Here is a 22013-nt window from a genome sequence, read left to right on the forward strand (position 1 = left end):
GCACAGCCCGCGCCAAGGCGAAGCTGGCCAGGGCGAAACCGGCCAAGGCAGCCGAGGCCAAGCCTGACGCCAAGGCTGGCGGCGCAAAACCGGCCAAGCCTGCCGACGCCAAGTCTGCCGGCGCCAAACGTGCCGCGTCTGAGGCCAAGGCTGCCGGCGCAAAGCTGGCCGGCACCAAGCCTCCCGAGCCTGCCGACGCCAAGTCTGCCGACACCAAACCGGCCGTTGACGCCGGGGCGGGTGACGCCGTCGTGCCTGAAATTGCGAAGACCAAGACAACGCAGCCGGCGGTCAAAAACGAGGCGCCCAGCCCCGTGTCCGCGGCCCAGGTGACGGGCATTCCTGTGGTTCCAGCGGCGGCGGGGGCCATGGCGACACTGCCGGACGAAGCTGCCGTGAAGAAGGCGCCACGCACCCCCAAGGCTGGACGCGACCTGCCCGCAGCCATCGCCGTCGGGATCACGTTGCTGGTGCTGGTCATTGCCACGCTGTTGTTTTATCCGCTGGGCTTCGTTGCCCTGGCCACTATTTTTGTTGGCGTGGGCGTGTGGGAGGTGACCCGGGCCATCGCCGGCAAGGGGATCATCGCACCGCTCACTCCTGTCATGGTGGGGGCGCTGGCCATGCCGGTGTCGGCCTACTTCGCAGGAGCCGAGGGCCTGCTGTTTGCACTGGTCGCCGGTGCCGGGGCCACCGTGCTGTGGCGCTCCCTCGATTCCGGGCCCGGCTCCGTCAAGAGCATCATGGCCGGGGTGTTCACGCTCATGTGGATCCCGTTCCTGCTGAGCTTCGTTTTCTTGATGCTGCGCGGGGAGGAAGGGCCCACGCTGGGCCTGACCCTTGATCTGGCAGACATGAGCCCCGGTGTTGTCCAGGTGATCATCATGCTCCTGCTGGTGGTTGCCAACGACACCTTTGGCTATCTGGTGGGTGTGCTGTTTGGCAAGCACCCCATGGCACCAAAAATCAGTCCCAAGAAATCGTGGGAGGGTTTCGCCGGGTCACTCGGCGGAGCAACGCTGGTGGCCATCCTGGCCACTGTGTTCCTGCTTGATCAGCCGTGGTGGGTGGGTTTTGCCCTTGCCGTTGGTATGGTTTTTGCAGGCACCGGCGGAGATTTTGCCGAGTCCATGGTCAAACGTGAACTCGGAGTGAAAGATATGAGCAACCTGCTCCCCGGCCATGGCGGAGTCATGGACAGGCTCGATTCGATTTTGTTCGCTGCACCCGTGGCATATGCCATCTTTACCGTACTGGGCCGGTTCTAGCGCCAGCACAGTTGTGCTGCCCTGGTGAACCCGAAGAGAAACGTTCAAGGAATGACTGTGACTATGGAAGAGAAGACCCGCACCAACTCGAAGTTCAAGTTGGTCGGTCCCAAGGAAGTGGGCTACAACGTCAAGCAGGTTGACGTCTTTTTGGAGCGGGCTCGCGCCTATTTCCTGAACGCCGACACCCAGGGCAAGTCCATCACCAGCCATGACGTGCGCACGGCTGCCTTCGACCCGGCCAAGGGTGGCTACAGTGCCCAGGCGGTCGACGCTGCCATGGACAGGATCGAAGACGAATTTGTGCTGCGCGAAAAGGACCTCCTGATCGCCGCCGAAGGCGAAAAGGCGTGGATGATGAAGATCGGCAAGACCGCATCCGTGCTGCGCGCCAGGCTCCACCGCCCCGACGGGGAGCGTTTCCGCCGGCCCAGCAAGCGCAACGCGCAAAGCTACAACATTGGCGACGTGGACCTGCTATGCCGTGAACTGCTGGTGTACATCGAAGACAACGGTGAATTGAGTGTTGACGTCGTCCGCCGTGCAGTGTTTGCCCCGGTCAAGGGCGATCAAGGGTATGAAGAAAGCCAGGTGGACGCCTTCCTCGACAAGGTCGTTGAGCTGATGGCCGCCATCGACCCGCTCGCCGCAAAGTAACACCCGGGCTGCCACACTGGGCCCTCCGGAGAAAATTGCGCAAACTGACCCCGGGTCTCATGGAGCGGCCCCACGCCCCATGCGCCACAGTTTTGCCACATGCGAAATCGAGTACGGTCTGGAGCCGCACAGTGCATGGATAAAACCATGTACGGTGCGGCTCCAGACCTATTATGCGGCTCCAGACCCGTTTCGAGGGTCGGAATATGCCAGCACGAGTGCCCGAGGCCGGGCATCGCGACGATACGGGGTTTGAGACAGCAGTTGCTGTTTCAAAGTTGCCAGCCGGGGTTGGAACGCATCGGTTGCTGTTTCAAACATCGACAGGGCATCCGGCCCACCAACTCGCAGTTGTTGCTGTCAAAACGCGTTGGGAGAGCAACAACTGCCAGCTCGGTGTCATGTGAGGCCTCGGCTGCATAAAACTGTTGTTTCACAGGTCTTGAACGGGGCTTCAGCCTGCCTGGCCGCGGGGGTTGTCCACGGCCAGGGGACGCTCCGGCACATGCAGCTTCGTCATGAAGCGGGACGTGGTGGAACTGCGCCGGTGCTGGCTCGCCTTCGACACCACAATCGTGACCAGGAAAGCCGCCGGCACGGTCCACGCGGCCGGCTGTGTCAGAATCTCGCGCCACGGCGAATCACTGCCCAGCTGGGAACCCCACAGCAGTGCCGTGCCGCACAGGATGCCGCCGGTGAGCATGCCCGCCACGGCCCCCACATCCGTGAGCCCGCGCCACCAGATTCCCAGCAGCAGCAAGGGACAGATGGTGGATGCCGTAAAGGCGAACACCAGGCCCACGCTGCCGGCCAGTGCCAGCGAGTCGGTCATCAGCGCCACGCCGAGAGGCACGACGGCGGCCAAAATGGCTGCGATCCGAAACCCCCGCACGCTTCCCCCAAGCATGTCTTGGCTGATCACCCCGGCAAGGGAAACCACCAGCCCGGAGGTGGTTGACAGGAATGCCGCAAAGGCGCCCGCCACGACCAAGGCCGACAGGATGTCCCCACCCAGTCCGCCCACCAGGGTGCCCGGCAGCAGCAACACCGTCGCATCAGGGTAGCCGTTCGCTGCCAGATCCGGCAGAAACGCCCTCCCCAGCACGCCGTACACGGTAGGGAACAGGTAAAAGATGGAGAGCAGCCCCAAAACTATCAGGGTCGTGCGGCGGGCGGCTGCGCCGTCGGGGTTGGTATAAAAACGCACCAAGACGTGGGGGAGGCCCAGCGTGCCAAACAACAGGGCCACCAGCAGTGACAGGGTGCGGTAGGTGGAATCCGCGCTGAGCGGACTGGCCGGGGGGAAGAGTTGGGTGTCGGCGGGAAGCGGGGTGCCGGAGCTGCCGGAGAGCATGAGCAGGATGAATATCGCGGGGACCGCCAGCGCGGTGAGCTTGAGCCAATATTGGAACGCCTGCACAAAGGTGATGGAGCGCATGCCTCCCGTGACGACAGTGACGCACACGATGACAACGACGACGGCGGCACCCACCCACGACGGCAGGCCCGTGGTGATGCGGATGGTCAGGGCCGCGCCGTGCAGCTGCGGGACAATGTAAAACCAGCCCACCACCACGACCAGGACGCTCGTGACATAGCGGGCAGTGGTGGAATCCAGCCTCGCCTGCGCAAAGTCGGGGATGGTGTACGCACCGGAACGGCGCAGCGGCGCGGCCACAAAGAACAGCAGCATCAGGTAGCCGGCGGTGTAACCGATGGGGAACCAAAGCGCATCAATGCCGGAGATGACGATGAGTCCGGCAATGCCCAGGAAACTGGCGGCGGAGAGGTATTCTCCGCCAATGGCCGAAGCGTTCCACCACGGCCGCACTGTCCGTGAGGCAACATAGAAGTCGCTGGTGGTCCGGGAAATCCGCAGGCCATAAAAACCGATCACCGTCGTGGCAATGGAGACAAGGATCAGCGCCGTGTAGCCAATGACCGGGTTCATTTTTCATCCACCAGGTCACGGTACTGGTTCTCGTTCTTCGTTGCCGCCCGCACATAGAGCCAGGCACACGCTCCGATGACGGGATATATGCCGATTCCCAGAATCAGCCACGGCACGGGAATACCGAGGAGGCGGGCATCGCTAAATGTTGGAATCCAGCGCACCAGCGCCCAACACAGCAACAGCGAGGCCATGAAGCCAGCGGTGACAACCAAGGCCAGGCGCAGTTGTGAGCGGATCAGGGAGCGCACCATGACCTCACCCACGTCCGACTGTTCGGCCACCTCGTCCGAGACGCTGGTGCGGTGCGAGATGTGTTGCGCCTGGCGCCGGGGTGCAGCGACCCGCACACGTCCCTCAGCTGGCGGGCGGCTGGGGCCGATGGTCATGAAATGGGCCGTACCCGTGTAGCTTGCAGGTGTTCCCGCAGTACCGGAACATGCCTCCGGCTGACGGGCAGGACGTTGCTGCCCACCGACACTGTGGGTTTGGCCGCGCTGAGTTTCAGGGCAGTGACGAACTGCATGCACACCAGGTAGGAGCGGTGAATCCTGAGGAAGCCCGCCTCGGCCCAGCGCAGTTCAAGGTCGGCGAGGGGGACCCGGATCAAGTAGCTCGCCTCGGCCGTGTGCAGCCTGGCGTAATCGCCCTGGGCCTGCACAAACTTCACCTCGTCGAGTCGGATGATGCGGCTCGTGCCGCCCTGGTCAACAGTGATCATCTCGACTTCTTCGACGGCGGCCGGATGCGCCACGAGCTCCATGACCCGATCCACTGTCTTGGTCAGCCGTTCGGGCCGCAGCGGCTTGAGCAGGTAGTCGACGGCGGCGAGCTCAAACGCCTCAAGGGCCCGGTCGTCGTCGGCCGTCACAAACACCACCACGGGAGGGTTGACGCCGAGGCCAATCACCTCGGCCAGCTCCAGGCCCGACAGGCCCGGCATATGGATGTCCAGGAATACCGCCTCGACCGTGTGCCGGCCCAGCAAATCAAGAGCCTCGGCACCGCTCATGGCCCGGTGGATCGTGCCAATGCGCGGATCCCGACCCAAGAGGAAGGCAAGTTCTGCCACGGCGGGAAGTTCGTCGTCGGCCACCAGGACATTAATCATGTGGCTAAGCCTAACGGCCGAGGGGCCCCGGGTGGGGAGAAGCGAGTTAGGGCAGCGCTTGCATCAGGCGTCATGGCCGGGCTGGTTCTTGGGCACCGTCATGGTGATCAGCATGCCGTGGCCCACGCCGGTGTCGATGGTCAGGCCGTGGTCGTCGCCGTAAACCTGGCGCAGGCGGGAGTCCACATTGCGCAGACCAACATGGGTGCCGTCCTGGTGACCAGCCAGCACCAGCCGCAGCTGCTCAGGGTCCATCCCCACGCCGTCGTCCTCTATTGTGACCTCCGTGTAGGCGCCCAAATCCCGGGCCACAATCTGAACCAGGCCCTTGCCAACCTTCGCCTCGAGGCCGTGGCGGACAGCGTTCTCCACGAGCGGCTGCAGGCTGAGGAAGGGGATGACGGTGCTGAGGACTTCGGGGGCAATTTGCAGGCTCACCTGCAGCCGGTCGCCAAAACGGGCGTTCTCCAACAGCAGGTACCGGTCGATGCACCGCAACTCCTCGGCAAGCGTGGTGAAATCCCCGTGGCGGCGGAATGAGTACCGGGTGAAGTCGGCAAATTCCACCACCAGGTCGCGGGCGCGCTGTGGATCGGTGTTGATGAAAGAGGCGATCGCGTTGAGTGAGTTATAGATGAAATGCGGACTGATCTGGGCACGCAGGGCCCGCACCTCAGCCTCCGCCAGCAGGGTCCGTGAGGAGCTCAGTTCGGCCAATTCCAACTGCGCCGACACCCAGGCCGCCACCTCATTCGTGGCCCGTACCAGCCCCGCCGACGGCGCCTTGGACAGGATGATGACGGTGCCCACGGCCCGGGAGTCTACCTTCAGCGGGCAGATCACCGCGGCCTTCAGCTCCCCGTCCAGCGGCAGCCCAAGTTCCTGGCGCAGGGTTTTGTCGAGGGCTGCAACCTGGGTGCGGCCGTTGCGCAGCGCCTTGGCAGCGAGTGCCATGACGACGTCGGACTCGGGTTCCCGGACAGCGGCGCCGGTGCCGTCCCAGGCCAGGAGACGGGCGTCGTCGGTCATGGCAAAAGCGGCACAGTTCAGCAGCGTGCGCAACTGCTTGCTGGCTTTGAGGGCGCCCGCCGGCTCCAACCCGTTGCGCAACTGTTCTCCGGCGGCTGCGGCTGAGTGCAGGGCGGCAAAGGTGGCATGCTCGGCTTCCGTGCCCAGATCCCGGTACGAGCGTGAGAGCCGGAAACCAACCAGGGACACAATGGCGACGGCGGCCAGCACGGCAGCGATGGCGATGATGAGCAGGAGCGTGGAATCGCTCAGCACGGGAGAGGACATGGAGTAAACACTAGCGGGAGATCGCCGGCCCCCCGATTGCAGGGGATTGTGCCGTTCGGCGCAGCGTCCATGCCGTTCACCGCGGCACCGGCCCAACGACCCGGAAATGTGAGCTGGCGCACTTCATAGTGAAAGGGATCACATCACTCAAGGAGGAATGATGGGTAATTCTGCCCACGCAAGCAATGAAGGTCCGGTGGACTTTGTAGCGGAACAGAACTCGGAAGAGTTCCAGGAACTTCGCAAGTCCCACAGGAATTTTGTTTTCCCCGTCGCCATCGGCTTTTTGGTCTGGTATTTCGCGTACGTCCTGTTGGCCGCCTATGCCCACGACTTCATGTCCATCAAGGTCTGGGGCAACATCAACCTTGGCCTGATCCTTGGCCTGCTCCAGTTCGTCACCACCTTCGGCATCACCACCTGGTATGTCACCTACGCCAACCGCAAGCTCGATCCCCAGGCAGCCGTCATTCGCACCCGCCTGGAAAGCCAGATCGATGCTGCCGACCAGACCATGGAAGAGGTTTAGCCCGTGAGCCTGTCCTCCGCACTCCTCAATGTTGCACCGCTGGCAAAGTCGCTCGCCGAGCAAACCAAGGAAAACTCCTGGATCAATATTTTGATCTTTGTTGGATTCGTTGCGATCACCATGATCGTGGTTTTCCGGGCCAGCCGGAACAATAAAACTGCCGCCGACTACTACGCGGCCGGCCGATCCTTCTCTGGCGGCCAGAACGGTACAGCCATTGCCGGCGACTACCTTTCGGCAGCTTCCTTTCTGGGCATCACCGGAGCCATCGCCGTCAACGGCTACGACGGCTTCCTCTACTCCATCGGCTTCCTCGTAGCCTGGCTGGTTGCCTTGCTGCTCGTCGCCGAGCTGCTGCGCAACACCGGTAAGTTCACCATGGCAGACGTGCTCTCCTTCCGTCTCAAGCAACGCCCCGTGCGTATCGCAGCAGCCACCACCACCCTGGTTGTCTGCTTCTTCTACCTGCTGGCCCAGATGGCCGGCGCCGGAGGACTCGTGTCGCTGCTGCTCGGCCTGGACAACTCGAACAAGGCCGGCCAGAACGTTGTCATCGCCGTTGTTGGCGTGCTCATGATCATCTACGTACTGATCGGCGGCATGAAGGGCACCACGTGGGTGCAGATCATCAAGGCGTTCCTGCTCATCATCGGCGCAGCCATCATGACCATCATTGTGCTGGCAATGCACGGCTTCAACCTCTCAACCCTGTTGGACGCCGCAGTGCAGACCTCCATCAACGAGGGTGGCGTGGGTGAAGCCCTGCTGAACCCGGGCGCCCAGTACGGCAAGGCCCCGCTGGACTTTGTTTCACTGGCGCTGGCGCTGGTGCTTGGAACGGCTGCCCTGCCGCACGTGTTGATGCGCTTCTACACCGTCCCCACGGCCAAGGAAGCCCGCAAGTCCGTGGTTTGGGCCATCTGGCTCATTGGCGGCTTCTACGTCTTCACCCTGGTCCTTGGCTACGGTGCAGGTGCCTTGATCGGCAAGGACGCCATCCTGGCTGCTCCCGGCGGCGTCAACGCGGCCGCCCCACTGTTGGCGTTCGTGGTTGGCGGGCCGATTCTGCTGGGCTTCATCTCCGCCGTCGCTTTCGCCACCATCCTCGCGGTCGTGGCCGGCCTGACCATCACGGCGGCAGCATCCTTTGCCCACGACATCTACTCCAACGTCATTGTCAAGGGCGAACCCAAGCCGGAGATGGAAGTCAAGGTGGCCCGCCGCACGGTCATCGTGATCGGCGTGGTCGCCATCGGCGGCGGCATCCTGGCCAACGGCCAGAACATCGCCTTCCTCGTTGCCCTGGCCTTCGCCATCGCAGCCTCGGCAAACCTGCCCACGATCATCTACTCGCTGTTCTGGAAGAAGTTCACCACCCAGGGCGCACTGTGGAGCATGTACGGTGGCCTGGCTGCAGCCATCATCTTGATCGCGTTCTCCCCGGTAGTCTCCGGCAACGAGAAGGCCATGATCCCGGGTGCCGACTTCTCCTGGTTCCCGCTGGCCAACCCCGGCATCGTCTCGATCCCGCTGGCGTTCTTCCTGGGCTGGTTGGGCACTGTGATGGACAAGAACACCGAGGATCCGCGCATCCAGGCCGAGATGGAAGTTCGCTCCCTGACCGGTGTCGGTGCAGAGAAGGCCGTGGACCACTAACCGCAGCCTTTCCCCGGCCCTGAAGCAAGGGCCGGCGCAGGTCCCGTTCCCGTTGAATTTCGACGGCGGACGGGGCCTTTTGCGTGACCGGCCCGTTTGTCTGCGGCCCAGTGGGCCAACAGGATGAAAAGCTGCCGCAGTTTGTTCGGGGTGTCCCACACGGCGGCATTCCTGCAGGGTAGGGGCGCCGGCCCGCACCACATGCCTGCTAGGCCTTCAGTACGCGCCTGAGTAGCGGTGACATCCGGAAGGGGACCAGCTCGTTCATGGCAAGGGACGTTTCGGTACGCTCTACGCCGGCGCACGCCAGGATCTTGCCGTTGATGCGGAACAAGTCTTCGGCGCCGGTGGAGGCCACACGCACCAGCAGATCTGCGCGGCCGCTGAGCCCATGGGCCTCAAGCACTTCGGGAATTGCCGCCAGCGAGGTGGCCAGGGCCTGAAGCTGCTGCTGCTGAACGTGAACCGAAATGAAGGCTGTCAGTGGGTAGCCAAGAGCGTTGGGGCTGATTCTGTGGTCAAAGGGTAGGAAGGCGTGGTGCCGTTCCAGCGCAGCCATTCTGGCCTGCACAGTATTGCGGGACAGTCCCAGCTTTTCGGCCATGGCAACCACGGTCTGTCGGGGATCCTGGATCAGGGCCAGGAGGATGCGTGCGTCGGTACCGTCAAGAGTAGGCATAATGCGCAGGCTAGCACGGTCTGGAGGAGCTGGACAGTGCGTTCTGCTCAATTTTTTCCCAAGTTATTGTGCCGGATGCGCCGCGTGAGTAGGGTCACATGCATAGGAACCATCCCACCAAAACGCAGGGAGGCGAACACATCATGACTCAAACGCGCCACGAGCCCACAGGCCAGGCCGCCATGAAAATGCACCAGCTCATCACCGCGGACGGAACCCGCGTGGGCGATGAACTGTTGGACCCATTTGTCCAGGACGTTGACGAGAACACACTCACCTCCCTGTACCGGGACATGGTGGTCATCCGCCGGATCGACGTGGAGGCCACCGCGCTTCAGCGCCAGGGCCAGGTAGCCCTCTGGCCGCCCATGCTGGGCCAGGAAGCATCACAGGTCGGCTCGGTCCGGGCCGTGGAAAAGGATGACTTCATCTTCCCCACCTACCGTGAAAACGGTGTGGCCTACATCCGCGGCGCCAAGCTGCCCGGCATCATGGGCACCTGGCGCGGCAACATGAACACCGGCTGGGACCCGTATGAAGTCAACATGGCCACACCTCAAATCATCATCGGCGCCCAGACGCTGCACGCCACCGGCTACGCCATGGGCATTGCCATGGAGGGCAAGGAAGCCATGGCCATTGCCTACCTCGGCGACGGCGCCACCAGCCAGGGCGACGTCCACGAGTCAATGGTGTTCGCCGCCAGCTTCCAGGCCCCCGTGGTCTTCTTTTGCCAAAACAACCACTGGGCCATCTCCGAACCAGTCGGCCTGCAATCGGCCGTCCCGATCGCCGGCCGCGCCCCCGGCTACGGCATCCCCGGCCTGCAAGTGGACGGCAACGATGTCCTGGCAGTTCTGGCCGCCACACGCTGGGCCGCCCGCCGGGCCCGCAGCGGAGGAGGCCCCAGCTTCATCGAGGCCGTCACCTACCGGATGGGCCCGCACACCACCGCCGACGACCCCACCCGCTACCGCGGCGTCACCGAACTGGAGGAATGGGCCGCCAAGGACCCCCTGGATCGGCTGCGCACGTACTTGCTTAACGCCGGAATGCTCGACGCCGCAGGTGAAGCCGCGATTGCAGCGGACGCCGACGCCGTGGCCGCCGAGCTCCGGGATGCCTGCATCAACATCCCCGACCCCGAACCCATGAGCGCCTTTGCGGACATCTACGTTGACGCCCATCCAGTCCTTGACCGTGAACGGGAACAATACCGGCGGTACCTGGCCTCGTTTGCGGGCCAGCCGGGCGCAGGTCACCAAGTGCAAGGGAGTGCATCATGAGCAAGTTGAGCCTGACACAGGCCATCAACGCCGGCCTCCGGCGGGCCATGGAAGAGGACCCGAAAGTGGTGCTGATGGGCGAAGACATCGGCACCCTGGGCGGGGTCTTTCGCGTCACCGACGGGCTGATGAAGGACTTCGGCTCCCACCGCGTCATCGACACGCCGCTGGCCGAATCGGCCATCATAGGCACAGCCGTGGGCCTTGCCTACCGTGGCTTCCGGCCGGTATGCGAGATCCAGTTTGACGGCTTCATCTACCCGGGGTTCGACCAGATCGTCTCCCAGGTGGCAAAGCTGCACGCGCGCACCCACGGCAAGGTGCGGATGCCGTTGACCATCAGGGTGCCCTTCGGCGGCGGAATCGGCTCTCCCGAACACCACTCGGAATCCCCGGAAGCCTACTTTGTACACACCTCGGGGCTTCGCGTCATCAGCCCCTCCAACCCGCAGGACGCCTACACCATGCTGCGTCAGGCCATCGCGAGCGACGACCCTGTCCTCTACTTTGAGCCCAAGCGCCGCTACCACACCAAGGGTGAGGTGGATCTGGACGCGGCACTTTCTGCGGCCCCTCTCATGGGCGCCGCACGTGTGGTGGCGCCAGGCACCGACGTCACGCTCGTCAGTTACGGGCCGCTGGTGCGCACGGCCCTTGATGCCGCAACCGCAGCGACCGCCGACGGCGTCTCCGTGGAGGTCATCGACCTGCGCTCACTGTCGCCTGTTGACTATGCGCCCATTATGGAATCGGTGCGCCGCACCGGCCGCCTCGTCATCGCCCACGAGGCCGGAAAGACCCTGGGCCTCGGCGCGGAAATCGCGGCCACCATCACCGAACGCTGCTTCAACTATCTGGAAAGCGCCCCCGTACGCATCACCGGCTTCGACATCCCGTACCCGCCGTCAAAGTTGGAGAAGCACCATCTGCCCGACCTTGACCGGATGCTCGACGGCGTCGACCGCGCCTTGGGCCGGACCAACTCCCAGACAGGCATGGAGGACTGACATGATTGCCGAATTCAAGCTGCCCGACCTTGGTGAGGGCCTCACCGAATCAGAAATCGTCAGCTGGGCCGTCGCCGTTGGCGACACCGTGGCGCTCAACCAGGTCCTCGGCGAAGTTGAAACCGCCAAGGCCGTCGTGGAACTGCCCTCGCCCTATGCGGGGACCGTTACTGCCATCACCCACGACCCCGGCACCATGGTGGAGGTCGGCGAAGTGATCATTGCCTTCGACGTTCCTGACGCTGGTGGTCAAGCTCCGTCCGGCAAGGGGACCTCGTCGGCGCCTGCGGAGGAAGCGCCGAAGCGGATTCCCACTCTCGTTGGGTACGGGGCTGACCCCGAGACGTCGGCCGTTCCGGTCCGCAGGCAGCGCGCGTTTGCAACTGTTGGGGCACCTGCTCTGGAGGTCGAAGCAGGGGCTGCCGCACCCGCCGCAGCCCCTGCCGGGCCGGTTCAGTTGGACCGGCCGCGGTCCACACCCCCGGTCCGGAAGCTGGCCCGCGACCTCGGCATCGAACTGGACCTGCTGGCCGGTACGGGGGAGCGGGGGCTGATCACCCGCTCCGACGTCGTCACCTTTGCCGGGGACCACACCCAAGGTGCCGGAACCGCGGTGGCGGGTGCGCCGTCGTCCATGGAATTGGGGCACACGGGTCAGCGGGAGGTGCGCACACCTATCAAGGGGGTGCAGAAGTTCATGGCCCAGGCCATGGTGCAAAGCGCCTTCACGGCACCGCACGTCACGGAATTTTTGACCGTCGATGTCACCGCCGGCATGGAATTTTTGGCGAAACTGCGTCTGCGGAAGGAATTTGCCGGGGTCAAGGTCACGCCACTCACGCTGGCTGCCAAGGCCGTCAGCCTGGCGGTGGCGCGGCATCCGGAGCTGAATTCGCACTGGGATGAGGCCGCGCAGGAGGTGGTCAGCTTCAATTACCTGAACCTGGGCATTGCCGCGGACACGCCCCGGGGGCTGCTGGTGCCCAACATCAAGGACGTCCAGGCGATGGGGCTGCGCGAGCTCGCCGGGGCGCTGGGCGGGCTGGCCGAGACGGCCCGGGCGGGGAAGACGCCGCCCGCGGACCTGGCCGGCGGCACCTTCTCCATCACCAACATTGGCGTGTTCGGCATCGATGGCGGCACACCCATCCTGAACCCGGGGGAGGCTGGAATTCTGGCCCTCGGTGCCGTGCGGAAGCTGCCGTGGGAATATCAGGGGCAGGTGGCGCTGCGGCAGGTGATGACGTTGAGTTTGTCGTTCGACCACAGGCTGGTCGACGGCGCACGCGGCTCCCGTTTCCTGGCCGATGTGGCTGCCGTGGTGGCCGATCCCGCCATGGCGTTGGCGCTGGGCTAAACAGGCGGGAAAGTGCGGCCGGAACGCAACGATTCGGCTCTGGCCACTGGCGGCCGGCGGACGTATATTTGTAGTGACCCCCACTTTGGGAGCCAACTTGTTAAGGAGGTTGGTATCAATGAAGAGGTGGAATCGCTGGCAAGATTATGTTGCCGTGATCGCAGGCCTTTATGCCGCGCTTTCAACGATGTGGACGACGCAGCAAGGCAGTTCAATGGTCATGATGATTGGCTGCGGCGTGCTGCTGGTGGCAGCCGGTCTCTGGAACCTGATGAGCCCCGGGCAGACGGCGGCTGAATGGGCCCTTATGGTCCTTGGCGCCCTTTTGTTTGTCTCCCCGTGGATTGCTGGTTACACAGCACACACCGGAGCAACCTGGACTTCATGGATCGCTGGAGGCGTGGCACTGATCGCAGGTGTTCTGGCATTGCAGCCAAGCATGCACGAACGCACGGACGGTCATCAGGGAGGTGTGGCGGCACACTAAACCCATGCCGTTTCATGTGGCGGGCGCGGGGGAACCCCGGCGCCCGCCATCGTGGTTTCCTGCAGGTTGGGTGTCTGACGCCGATCCCGGTGTCTGACGCCGTTCGTGCCGCGAACCATCGAAGCGCGCCACCAATAGTGCTGTACGCCGCTGGGCCGGCTGCCGCCGCCGGCGTATCAGCGGCTTTTCGCGCCCAGTGGGCAAATGTGTCAGGCACCGTTGCCGTCCACCATGAATGCGCCCGTAGCCGTGGGCATTCGAACGGGCACGTCAAGGAGCTGGTGGGCAGGGCCGGAAACGCCGTCGTCCGCGGCGCACTGTGGCCGAGCGTCAATAATGGGTCACTGCAGGTCTTGATACATCAAGTGCAGGCCAACCAGACCCTCCTCGGGATGGTCAAAGGCCTCCGGAACGGTGCCGATGATCTCGAACCCGAGCGACTGCCACAGGTGGACCGCAGGATGATTCGTTTGCACGACGGCATTGAACTGGATGCCCCGATAGCCTTCACGTTGCGCCCAGTCGATGACGTACTCACCCAGGGCCCGCCCAACGCCTTGGCCCCGATGGCTTGGGTCAACCAAAAATGAGGCAGTGGCGATGTGTTGACCGCGTCCTGGCCGGTTGGGGCCCATCTTCGCGGATCCGATGATGCCGACTCCCTCGGTGGCGACGACCGTCTGGCCGGGTGGCTGTTCCATCCACCATGGCCGGGCCTCTTCGAGCGTCTGGTTGTCCGAGAATGCATATGTTCGCCCCTCCGCCATCGTGACACGGTAGAAGTCGAAAATGCTGGGCCAGTCTTCGTCGGTGCACGGTCTGATCTCCATGGGAGCTAGTGTAACTGGTGCCATAATTGGCGCTCCAGGCACCCAATCCGGATCCCGCACGGGGCCGCGAGCCCAGCTGCGCAACGGGTCGGGGCGCAGCCGCACGGGTCGCTGCAGGGCTGTCGGCTAAATCCCCGTCAGGCCCGCCCAGGCCATCGACTCCAGCACCGACCGGGCCGTGCCGTCCGGGACATCGGCGCGTCCCACAGGTAGTCCGTGCAGTTGAACGCTGTGCGGGGTGGAGTTGATCAGGCCAAAAACCGCATGGGCCTGCAGCCGCCGGACCGAAGCCGCACGGTCGGGATACAGTCGGCCCAACACATCAACCCAAAGCTCCACGTAGGCGCGCTGCAATGACCTGACGGCGGAGCTGTCGGCGGTGCCCAAACTGTCAAAATCCCTGTCCTGCACGCGGATCACATCCGGCTTCCCCAAGGCAAAGTCAACGTGGAAGGCCACGAGCGCTCGCAGGGAGGAAACGGCGTCGGGCTCGATGGCAAGCACGGCCCGCCCGCCGGCCAAAAGGTCCTCACTGACCCCAACCAGCAACGCGCCGAGCAACGCCTGCTTGCCCTCGAAATGCCTATATACAGCAGGACCGCTCACCCCCGCCGCCGACCCAAGATCCTCGATGGAGACGCCGTTGAAACCCCGCTGGGCGAACAGCGACGCGGCGGAATGCAGCAGCACAGTGCGCCGCTCGGCCTTGGCCAGGGTGCGTGCATTGGCTGGTTGCGTACTCATTTATCCCTTCCGTTGGATTTGCGCCGGGCTTGTGCTGGACATCACAGAACTGACAGACTAACCTGAAATTCAGTTAGTACTTATTAACTTAGCTCAGTTGCAGTGGGAAAACGAGGAATCGATGGAGATCTTGCAGAGCCGGGTGGAAGCATCGGGGGAGGCCTTCGCACGCAATGACGCCGCGCAGCGCGCCCTGGTGGAGGAGCTGCACGGGCATTTGCGCGCCACGGCGCTGGGCGGGCCGGAAAAATCCCGGGAGCGCCACGTTTCCCGCGGCAAGCTGCTCCCGCGGGACCGGGTCAACCACCTGCTCGATGACGGCAGCCCCTTCCTGGAGATTTCCCCCCTCGCCGCCCACGACATGTACGACGGCGCGTCCCCCGGTGCCGGTGTCATCGCCGGCATCGGCGTGGTTGAGGGGCGCCACGTCATGATCGTGTGCAACGACGCCACGGTCAAGGGCGGCACGTACTACCCGCTGACGGTGAAGAAGCACCTGCGGGCGCAGGAGATCGCGCTGGAGAACAGGCTGCCGTGCATTTACCTGGTGGATTCCGGCGGCGCGTTCCTGCCCAAACAGGACGAGGTGTTCCCCGACAAGGAGCACTTTGGCCGGATCTTCTTCAACCAGGCGCAAATGTCCGCCCGGAAGATTCCGCAGATAGCAGCCGTCATGGGCTCCTGCACCGCTGGCGGCGCGTATATGCCGGCCATGAGCGATGAGACCGTCATCGTGCGCAACCAGGGCACCATCTTCCTCGGCGGACCACCTCTGGTGAAGGCCGCCATCGGCGAGATCGTCACGGCGGAGGAGCTCGGCGGCGGGGACGTGCACGCGAGCATTTCCGGCGTCGTCGACCACCTGGCGGAGAACGACGAACACGCGCTCGCCATCATCCGTGACATTGTGGCCACGCTGCCGCCCAACCCGGCACCAGCCTGGGCGCTCACGGCCCCGCAAGTGCCGGCAGCGGACCCGGAGGAGCTTTACGGTGCCGTCCCCACTGACCTCAACACGGCCTATGACATCCGCGAGATCATTGCCCGGCTCGTGGACGGCAGCAAGTTCCACGAATTCAAGAAGCACTACGGCACCACGCTCGTCACCGGATTTGCCACGCTGCACGGGCATCCGGTGGGGATCGTGGCCAACAACGGCGTGCTGTTCAGCGAATCCGCGTTGAAGGGTGCGCACTTCATCGAGCTGTGCGACCAGCGCGGCATCCCGCTGCTCTTCCTGCAAAACCTCAACGGCTTCATGGTGGGCAAGGACTACGAGCACGGCGGCATCGCCAAGCACGGTGCCAAGATGGTCACGGCCGTCGCCACGGCGCGGGTGCCGAAATTGACGGTCATTGTGGGCGGGTCCTTCGGCGCCGGCAACTACTCTATGTGCGGGCGCGCCTACAGCCCCCGCTTCCTGTGGATGTGGCCGGCCGCGCGGATCTCCGTCATGGGCGGCAACCAGGCCTCCTCCGTGCTGGCCACCGTCAAACGGGATGCGCATGAACGGGCCGGGCACGACTGGTCCGCCGAGGCGGAAACCGATTTCAAGGCACCCATCCTGGCCCAATACGAGCACCAGGGGAGCCCCTACTATTCCACCGCCCGGTTGTGGGACGACGGCGTGATCGACCCCATGGACACCCGCACAGTTTTGGGGCTTGCCCTGGACGTGTGCGCCAGGACCCCGCTGCCCGAGACCTCCTTCGGTCTCTTTAGGATGTGAGCTGCGAAATGACTGAACTTCCCAACACCCCTCCCCTTGACGCCCCTGCCGTTGACACTGCCCCTTTTGGTGCTGTACCTTTTGCTACCGTGCTCGTGGCCAACCGCGGCGAGATCGCCTGCCGCGTCATCCGCACCCTGAAGGCGCAGGGCATCCGCTCGGTTGCCGTGTATTCCGAGGCCGACGCCGGAGCCCGCCACGTGCGCGAAGCCGACCTGGCGCTGTGCATCGGACCCGCCCCGGCAGCCGAGAGCTACCTGAGCATTGCGGCCGTCATCGAGGCCGCCCGCGCATCCGGGGCGCAGGCCGTCCACCCCGGCTACGGCTTCCTGTCCGAAAACCTTGAGTTCGCCAAGGCTTTGGACGCTGCCGGCATCACGTTCATCGGCCCCAACATCGAGGCCCTGAACGTCATGGGCGACAAGATTCGCTCCAAGAACCATGTGGCCGCCGCCGGCGTCCCCGTTGTACCGGGCATCTCCGAACCCGGCCTCACGGACGCTGACTTGATCACGGCGGCCGCGGACATCGGCTACCCGCTGCTCATCAAGCCCTCCGCTGGCGGTGGCGGCAAGGGCATGCACAGCGTGTTCACCGCCGGGGAGCTGCCGGCCACCCTGGCCACCGCCCGGCGTGTGGCTGCCGCCTCCTTTGGAGACGACACACTGTTCCTGGAACGCCTCGTGGCCAACCCGCGCCACATCGAGGTTCAGATTCTGGGCGACAACTTCGGCAACGTCGTCCATCTGGGCGAGCGTGAATGCTCCCTGCAGCGCCGCCACCAAAAGGTCATCGAGGAGGCGCCCTCGCCGCTGCTGTCCGGAATGGACGACGGCGGAGCCACCCGCGAGCGCATCGGCGCCGCCGCGTGTGCCGCCGCAGCCAGCGTCAACTACACGGGCGCCGGGACGGTGGAGTTCCTCGTCTCGGACGACCGCCCGGACGAGTTCTTCTTCATGGAGATGAACACCCGACTGCAGGTGGAGCACCCCGTCACCGAAATGGTGGCCCGCGTCAACGGGGAAACCCTGGACCTGGTGCAGTGGCAGCTGCGCATCGCCGCCGGGGAGAAACTCGACTTCACCCAGGCCGATGTCACCCTCGCGGGCCACGCCGTCGAGGCCCGCGTATACGCGGAAAGCCCCGCCGACGGATTCCTGCCGGCCACCGGAACCATCGTTTCGTTCGATGAATCCGTCGCGGCACGGCCCGGCGTGCGCGTGGACAGCTCGCTGGCGCGGCGGCTGGAAATCACCGCGAACTACGACCCCATGCTGGCCAAGGTCATCGCCTGGGGCAGCGACCGGCAGGAGGCGCTCTGCCGGCTCGACACCGCACTGGCAGGCTACGTGGTTCTAGGCGTGCCCACGAACGTGGAATACTTGCGCCTGCTGATCAACGACCCCGACGTCCAGGCCGGGCGCCTCGACACGAACCTGATCGAGCGCAAACTGCCCGACATGGTGTTCCGCCACGTCGGTGCCGGAGACTATGCTGCAGGCGCACTCGTCGCCCGGGCAGGAGATGTCGCGCGGGCCTCCGGCCTCGGGGAGGCTGCGCCGGCATCCCCGTGGTCCCAAACAGACGGCTGGCGCATCGGCGACAGCGCACCCTGGCGCAGCAGCTGGGCGGCACCCGGGCGCACCGGCGTGGTGACGGTCAGCGGCACGGAAGACAACAGCGGCACGGAAGGTCCCGGCGTCGTGCGTGTCAGCGGGATCGGTGCGGCGCAGGAAAGCCGGACCGGGGTGGCCTTCAGTGAGTTCGCCGAGATCATGTGGGACGGCGAGCCACGCCGCTATCAAGTGGCGATGAGCGGCGACACCGTGTTCCTGGGCAGCGGCGGGTGGAGTGTTGCACTGGAACGGCTCGACCGCGACGCGGCCACCGCACGTATGCTGGCTGGGATGGAACGCGAGGACGCCGCGGCCGATCCACAGCTGCGCAGCCCCATGCCCGGCACCGTCACCGTCGTCAACGCAACCACGGGGGACAGGGTGGAGGCCGGGGCGGTGCTGCTGGCGGTCGAGGCCATGAAAATGGAACACCAGATTGTGGCCCCGATGGCCGGCACCGTGCACATTGGCGTGGCCGTGGGTGCGCTGGTCAAGGCGGACCAGATCGTGGCCACGGTGACGCCGGAAGAATTAACTACAACCAGCCCTGAAGGGGAATGACAGTGCCAAACTTTGAACTCAATGACGAGTACCAGGCTCTCAGCGACATGGTCCGGGACTTTGCCGACAACGTGGTGGCCCCGGTGTCCGCCAAGCACGACGAGGAACACAGTTTCCCGTACGAGATTACGGCGCAGATGGGGGAGCTGGGCTTGTTCGGGCTGCCGTTCCCGGAGGAGTTCGGCGGCATGGGCGGGGACTACTTCGCGCTCTCGCTGGCCCTGGAGCAGCTGGGCAGGGTGGACCAGTCGGTTGCCATCACGCTCGAGGCCGGGGTCTCCCTCGGGGCCATGCCCGTGCACCGCTTCGGCACCCAGGCGCAGAAGGAGGCGTGGCTGCCGGAGCTGACCAGCGGCGAGGCGCTCGCAGGCTTTGGCCTGACCGAGCCCGACGCCGGATCGGACGCCGGGGGCACCGCCACCAAGGCGCGGGTGGATAACGGGGAATGGGTCATCGACGGCTCCAAGCAGTTCATCACCAACTCCGGCACGTCCATCACGAAGTTCGTCACCGTCACGGCCGTCACCGGCACCTCGGAGCGGGCAGATGGAAGCGTGAAGAAGGAAATTTCCACCATCATCGTGCCCAACGGCACGCCCGGTTTCACGGTGGAAAAGGCGTACAACAAGGTGGGCTGGAACGCCTCCGACACCCACCCGCTGACCTTTGCGGGCGCCCGTGTGCCGGAGGAAAACCTGCTCGGTGTGCGCGGCCGTGGCTACGCGAACTTCCTGTCCATCCTCGACGAGGGGCGCATCGCCATCGCGGCCCTCGCCACGGGTGCGGCACAGGGCTGCGTCGACGAGGCCGTCCGCTACGCCAAGGAACGCAGCGCCTTCGGCCACAACATTGGCCACTACCAGGGCATCTCCTTCAAGATCGCCCGCATGCAGACCCGTGCGCATGTGGCCCGCCTGGCCTACTATGACGCCGCCTCCCGCATGCTGGCCGGCAAGCCCTTCAAGACCGAGGCGGCCATCGCTAAGATGGTCGCAAGCGAGGCAGCCATGGACAATGCCCGGGATGCCACGCAGGTCTTCGGCGGCTACGGTTTCATCAACGAGTTCTCCGTGGCCCGCCACTACCGCGATTCCAAGATCCTGGAGATTGGCGAAGGCACCACCGAAGTCCAGCTGATGCTCATCGCCCGCGAACTGGGTTTGTAGCCCACCAGAAAGGCACCGCCATGATCAACAAAGTAGTTGCCTCGCCCGCCGCCGCCGTCCATGACATCCACGACGGCGCCTCGCTCGCCGTCGGCGGTTTCGGGCTGTGCGGGATCCCTGTGGCACTCATTCAGGCCCTGCACGACGCCGAAACGTCCCAGCTGGAGACCATCTCCAACAACTGCGGCGTGGATGACTGGGGCCTGGGTATCCTCCTCGCTGACGGCCGCATCCGCCGCACCATCTCCTCCTATGTGGGGGAGAACCGCGAATTTGCGCGCCAGTTCCTCGCCGGCGAGCTCGAGGTGGAGCTGACCCCGCAGGGCACCCTCGCCGAGAAGCTGCGGGCCGGCGGTGCGGGCATCCCCGCCTTCTACACCTCGGCCGGTGTGGGCACGCAGGTATCCGAGGGCGGCCTGCCCCGCAAGTACGACGGCGCAGGGGGAGTTGAGATTGCCTCGCCGCCCAAGGAGGTGCGCACTTTTGGGACGGCCGAGTTTGTGCTGGAGGAATCGCTGACGCCCGACTTTGCGCTCGTCCATGCCTGGAAGGGTGACCGCCACGGCAACCTGGTCTTCCACGCCACGGCCATGAACTTCAACCCCTTGTGCGCCATGGCAGGAAAGGTCACCATCGCCGAGGTGGAGGAACTCGTGGAACCGGGGGAGTTGGACCCCGCAACCGTCCACGTGCCGGGCATCTTTGTCCAGCGCGTGGTCCACGTTCCTGCCGGCACACCGGGCAGCGAGAAACGCATCGAGAAGCGGACGGTGACGGAACCCCAAACGGTCCCCGATCTCGCAAGCTCGGCAGGGGACCCCTCGCGCCCGGGGCCCCACGCCGCAACCCTACAGGAGGCATGACCATGGCACTTTCGCGTTACGAACTGGCAGCGCGGGTGGCGCGAGAACTGCACAATGGGCAGTACGTGAACCTGGGCATCGGCATGCCCACCCTGATCCCTAACTACATTCCTGACGGCGTGGAGGTGGTGCTGCACTCGGAGAACGGGTTGCTGGGCATCGGCCCCTACCCGCTGGAGGCCGAGGTGGATCCGGACCTGATCAACGCCGGCAAAGAAACCGTCACCGTCAACAAGGGTGCGGCCTTCTTCGACTCGGCCATGTCTTTCGGCATGGTGCGCGGGGGACACATTGATGTGGCCGTGCTGGGTGCCATGCAGGTTGCCGCCAACGGCGACCTGGCCAACTGGATGATCCCCGGCAAGATGGTCAAGGGCATGGGCGGCGCCATGGACCTGGTGTTTGGCGCCAAGAAGGTCATTGTCATGATGGAGCACGTGGACAAGTACGGCCAGCCCAAGATCCTGGCCGACTGCACCCTGCCACTGACCGGCAAACGCTGCGTGGACCTGATCATCACCGACATGGCAGTCATCGAGGTCACCCCGGACGGACTGGTGCTCAAGGAGCTTGCCCCGGATGTCACAGTTGAACAGATCGTGGCCGCCACCGGTGCGCCGCTGAACCTCGAGATGCACGATCTGGACACTGTATGAGTGAGAAACCGCCGGTCGAGCCTGCGTCTCCTCCGGTCGTGCCTGTCGAGGCCAAGGGGACCCAGGCCCGGACAGTCACCCAGCGCGGGCTGTATTTTGAGGAACTGGAAATCGGTGTGCTGTACCAACACCGCCCCGGACGCACCATGACGGAAACGGACAACGTCCTGTTTACCACCATGACCATGAACACCCAGGCCCTGCACCTGGATGCGGCATGGAGCGAGGGGCAGCCGTTTGGTCAGCGCCTCATGAACTCGATGTTCACGCTCGCCACCATGGTGGGCCAGTCCGTGGCGCAGCTGACTCAGGGAACCATCGTGGCCCAGCTGGGCATGAACGACATTTCCTTCCCGCACCCGCTGTTCCACGGCGATACCTTATATACGGAGACCGTCGTGACGGATAAGCGGCTCTCGGCATCACGGCCGGGACAGGGGATAGTGGTGATGGAACACACCGGACGCAACCAATCCGGCGTCGTGGTTGGACATGCCAGCCGGACCTCACTATTTTGGCTTCTGCCAACCGAACAAAACTAATCAACCGACCACCCCTGTGCCA

The 22013-nt window shown here is 64.5% G+C and carries 21 protein-coding genes; 14 read left to right on the plus strand and 7 right to left on the minus strand.

Annotation, left to right across the window (positions count from 1 at the left end; all coding sequences use genetic code 11):
• Positions 1–368: 368 nt before the first annotated feature.
• Both art_RS19905 and art_RS19910 read left to right on the plus strand, forming a co-directional pair.
• Positions 369–1268 (plus strand): phosphatidate cytidylyltransferase, encoded by a 900-nt coding sequence (locus art_RS19905; protein WP_038471165.1) that lies wholly within the window; start codon positions 369–371, stop codon positions 1266–1268.
• A gap of 63 nt (positions 1269–1331) precedes the next feature.
• Positions 1332–1925 carry a DivIVA domain-containing protein gene (locus tag art_RS19910; RefSeq protein ID WP_157875463.1) on the plus strand — a complete coding sequence of 198 codons (594 nt, stop codon included), beginning with the start codon at positions 1332–1334 and terminating at the stop codon, positions 1923–1925.
• 454 nt (positions 1926–2379) lie between these two features.
• Here art_RS19910 and art_RS19915 read toward each other — a convergent pair whose 3' ends face one another.
• The 4 genes from art_RS19915 to art_RS19930 form a co-directional block, all read right to left on the minus strand.
• On the minus strand, positions 2380–3876 hold the full coding sequence (locus art_RS19915; protein ID WP_038467742.1) for a cation acetate symporter: 1497 nt from the start codon (positions 3874–3876) through the stop codon (positions 2380–2382).
• A complete protein-coding gene (locus art_RS19920; protein ID WP_052136826.1) occupies positions 3873–4265 on the minus strand; it encodes a hypothetical protein in 393 nt (130 codons plus the stop codon). The genes art_RS19915 and art_RS19920 overlap by 4 nt, the downstream gene beginning before the upstream one ends.
• Positions 4262–4987, minus strand: coding sequence for a LytTR family DNA-binding domain-containing protein (locus art_RS19925; RefSeq protein WP_038467745.1), 726 nt, complete (start codon positions 4985–4987; stop codon positions 4262–4264). The genes art_RS19920 and art_RS19925 overlap by 4 nt, the downstream gene beginning before the upstream one ends.
• 63 nt (positions 4988–5050) lie before the next feature.
• Positions 5051–6283, minus strand: a complete 1233-nt coding sequence (locus art_RS19930) for a sensor histidine kinase (RefSeq protein ID WP_157875385.1) — start codon at positions 6281–6283, stop codon at positions 5051–5053.
• 160 nt (positions 6284–6443) lie between these two features.
• On the opposite strand from art_RS19930, the gene art_RS19935 reads away from it, so the two are divergent.
• The gene (locus tag art_RS19935) at positions 6444–6812 is read left to right on the plus strand and encodes a DUF485 domain-containing protein (RefSeq protein WP_038471172.1); all 369 of its coding nucleotides are present in this window, start codon (positions 6444–6446) and stop codon (positions 6810–6812) included.
• Between the two features lie 39 nt (positions 6813–6851).
• Entirely contained in the window at positions 6852–8468 is a 1617-nt protein-coding gene (locus art_RS19940; protein ID WP_038471174.1) for a cation acetate symporter, read from the plus strand.
• Positions 8469–8676: 208 nt separating this feature from the next.
• Here the strand turns inward: art_RS19940 and art_RS19945 are convergent, their stop codons facing one another.
• A complete protein-coding gene (locus tag art_RS19945) occupies positions 8677–9147 on the minus strand; it encodes an Lrp/AsnC family transcriptional regulator (RefSeq protein ID WP_038467748.1) in 471 nt (156 codons plus the stop codon).
• Between the two features lie 143 nt (positions 9148–9290).
• Here art_RS19945 and pdhA point away from each other — a divergent pair, with 143 nt between their 5' ends.
• The 4 genes from pdhA to art_RS19965 all read left to right on the plus strand — a co-directional run bounded on the left by pdhA (position 9291) and on the right by art_RS19965 (position 13284).
• Positions 9291–10433, plus strand: a complete 1143-nt coding sequence (pdhA, locus tag art_RS19950; protein ID WP_052136827.1) for a pyruvate dehydrogenase (acetyl-transferring) E1 component subunit alpha — start codon at positions 9291–9293, stop codon at positions 10431–10433.
• Positions 10430–11440 carry an alpha-ketoacid dehydrogenase subunit beta gene (locus art_RS19955; protein ID WP_038467751.1) on the plus strand — a complete coding sequence of 337 codons (1011 nt, stop codon included), beginning with the start codon at positions 10430–10432 and terminating at the stop codon, positions 11438–11440. Before pdhA ends, art_RS19955 begins: the two co-directional genes overlap by 4 nt.
• Position 11441: 1 nt before the next feature.
• On the plus strand, positions 11442–12797 hold the full coding sequence (locus tag art_RS19960; RefSeq protein ID WP_038467754.1) for a dihydrolipoamide acetyltransferase family protein: 1356 nt from the start codon (positions 11442–11444) through the stop codon (positions 12795–12797).
• A 118-nt stretch (positions 12798–12915) separates the two neighbouring features.
• On the plus strand, positions 12916–13284 hold the full coding sequence (locus art_RS19965) for an SPW repeat protein (RefSeq protein WP_038467757.1): 369 nt from the start codon (positions 12916–12918) through the stop codon (positions 13282–13284).
• 341 nt (positions 13285–13625) lie between these two features.
• Here art_RS19965 and art_RS19970 read toward each other — a convergent pair whose 3' ends face one another.
• Together art_RS19970 and art_RS19975 are read right to left on the minus strand one after the other, a co-directional pair.
• Positions 13626–14114 carry a GNAT family N-acetyltransferase gene (locus art_RS19970; protein WP_038467760.1) on the minus strand — a complete coding sequence of 163 codons (489 nt, stop codon included), beginning with the start codon at positions 14112–14114 and terminating at the stop codon, positions 13626–13628.
• A 126-nt stretch (positions 14115–14240) separates the two neighbouring features.
• Positions 14241–14858, minus strand: a complete 618-nt coding sequence (locus tag art_RS19975) for a TetR/AcrR family transcriptional regulator (protein WP_038467763.1) — start codon at positions 14856–14858, stop codon at positions 14241–14243.
• 121 nt (positions 14859–14979) lie between these two features.
• On the opposite strand from art_RS19975, the gene art_RS19980 reads away from it, so the two are divergent.
• From art_RS19980 to art_RS20005, 6 genes are read left to right on the plus strand one after another with little or no spacing between them, the layout of a single operon-like run.
• On the plus strand, positions 14980–16587 hold the full coding sequence (locus art_RS19980; RefSeq protein ID WP_038467766.1) for a carboxyl transferase domain-containing protein: 1608 nt from the start codon (positions 14980–14982) through the stop codon (positions 16585–16587).
• An 8-nt stretch (positions 16588–16595) separates the two neighbouring features.
• On the plus strand, positions 16596–18764 hold the full coding sequence (locus art_RS19985; protein ID WP_038467769.1) for a biotin carboxylase N-terminal domain-containing protein: 2169 nt from the start codon (positions 16596–16598) through the stop codon (positions 18762–18764).
• Between the two features lie 2 nt (positions 18765–18766).
• The gene (locus art_RS19990; RefSeq protein WP_157875386.1) at positions 18767–19930 is read left to right on the plus strand and encodes an acyl-CoA dehydrogenase family protein; all 1164 of its coding nucleotides are present in this window, start codon (positions 18767–18769) and stop codon (positions 19928–19930) included.
• A gap of 20 nt (positions 19931–19950) precedes the next feature.
• A complete protein-coding gene (locus art_RS19995) occupies positions 19951–20793 on the plus strand; it encodes a CoA transferase subunit A (protein WP_038467775.1) in 843 nt (280 codons plus the stop codon).
• 2 nt (positions 20794–20795) lie between these two features.
• Positions 20796–21449, plus strand: coding sequence for a CoA transferase subunit B (locus art_RS20000; RefSeq protein ID WP_038471178.1), 654 nt, complete (start codon positions 20796–20798; stop codon positions 21447–21449).
• A complete protein-coding gene (locus tag art_RS20005; protein ID WP_082000469.1) occupies positions 21446–21991 on the plus strand; it encodes a MaoC family dehydratase in 546 nt (181 codons plus the stop codon). Before art_RS20000 ends, art_RS20005 begins: the two co-directional genes overlap by 4 nt.
• Positions 21992–22013: the final 22 nt, after the last annotated feature.

It is taken from the genome of Arthrobacter sp. PAMC 25486, from assembly GCF_000785535.1.
Taxonomy (GTDB): domain Bacteria; phylum Actinomycetota; class Actinomycetes; order Actinomycetales; family Micrococcaceae; genus Specibacter.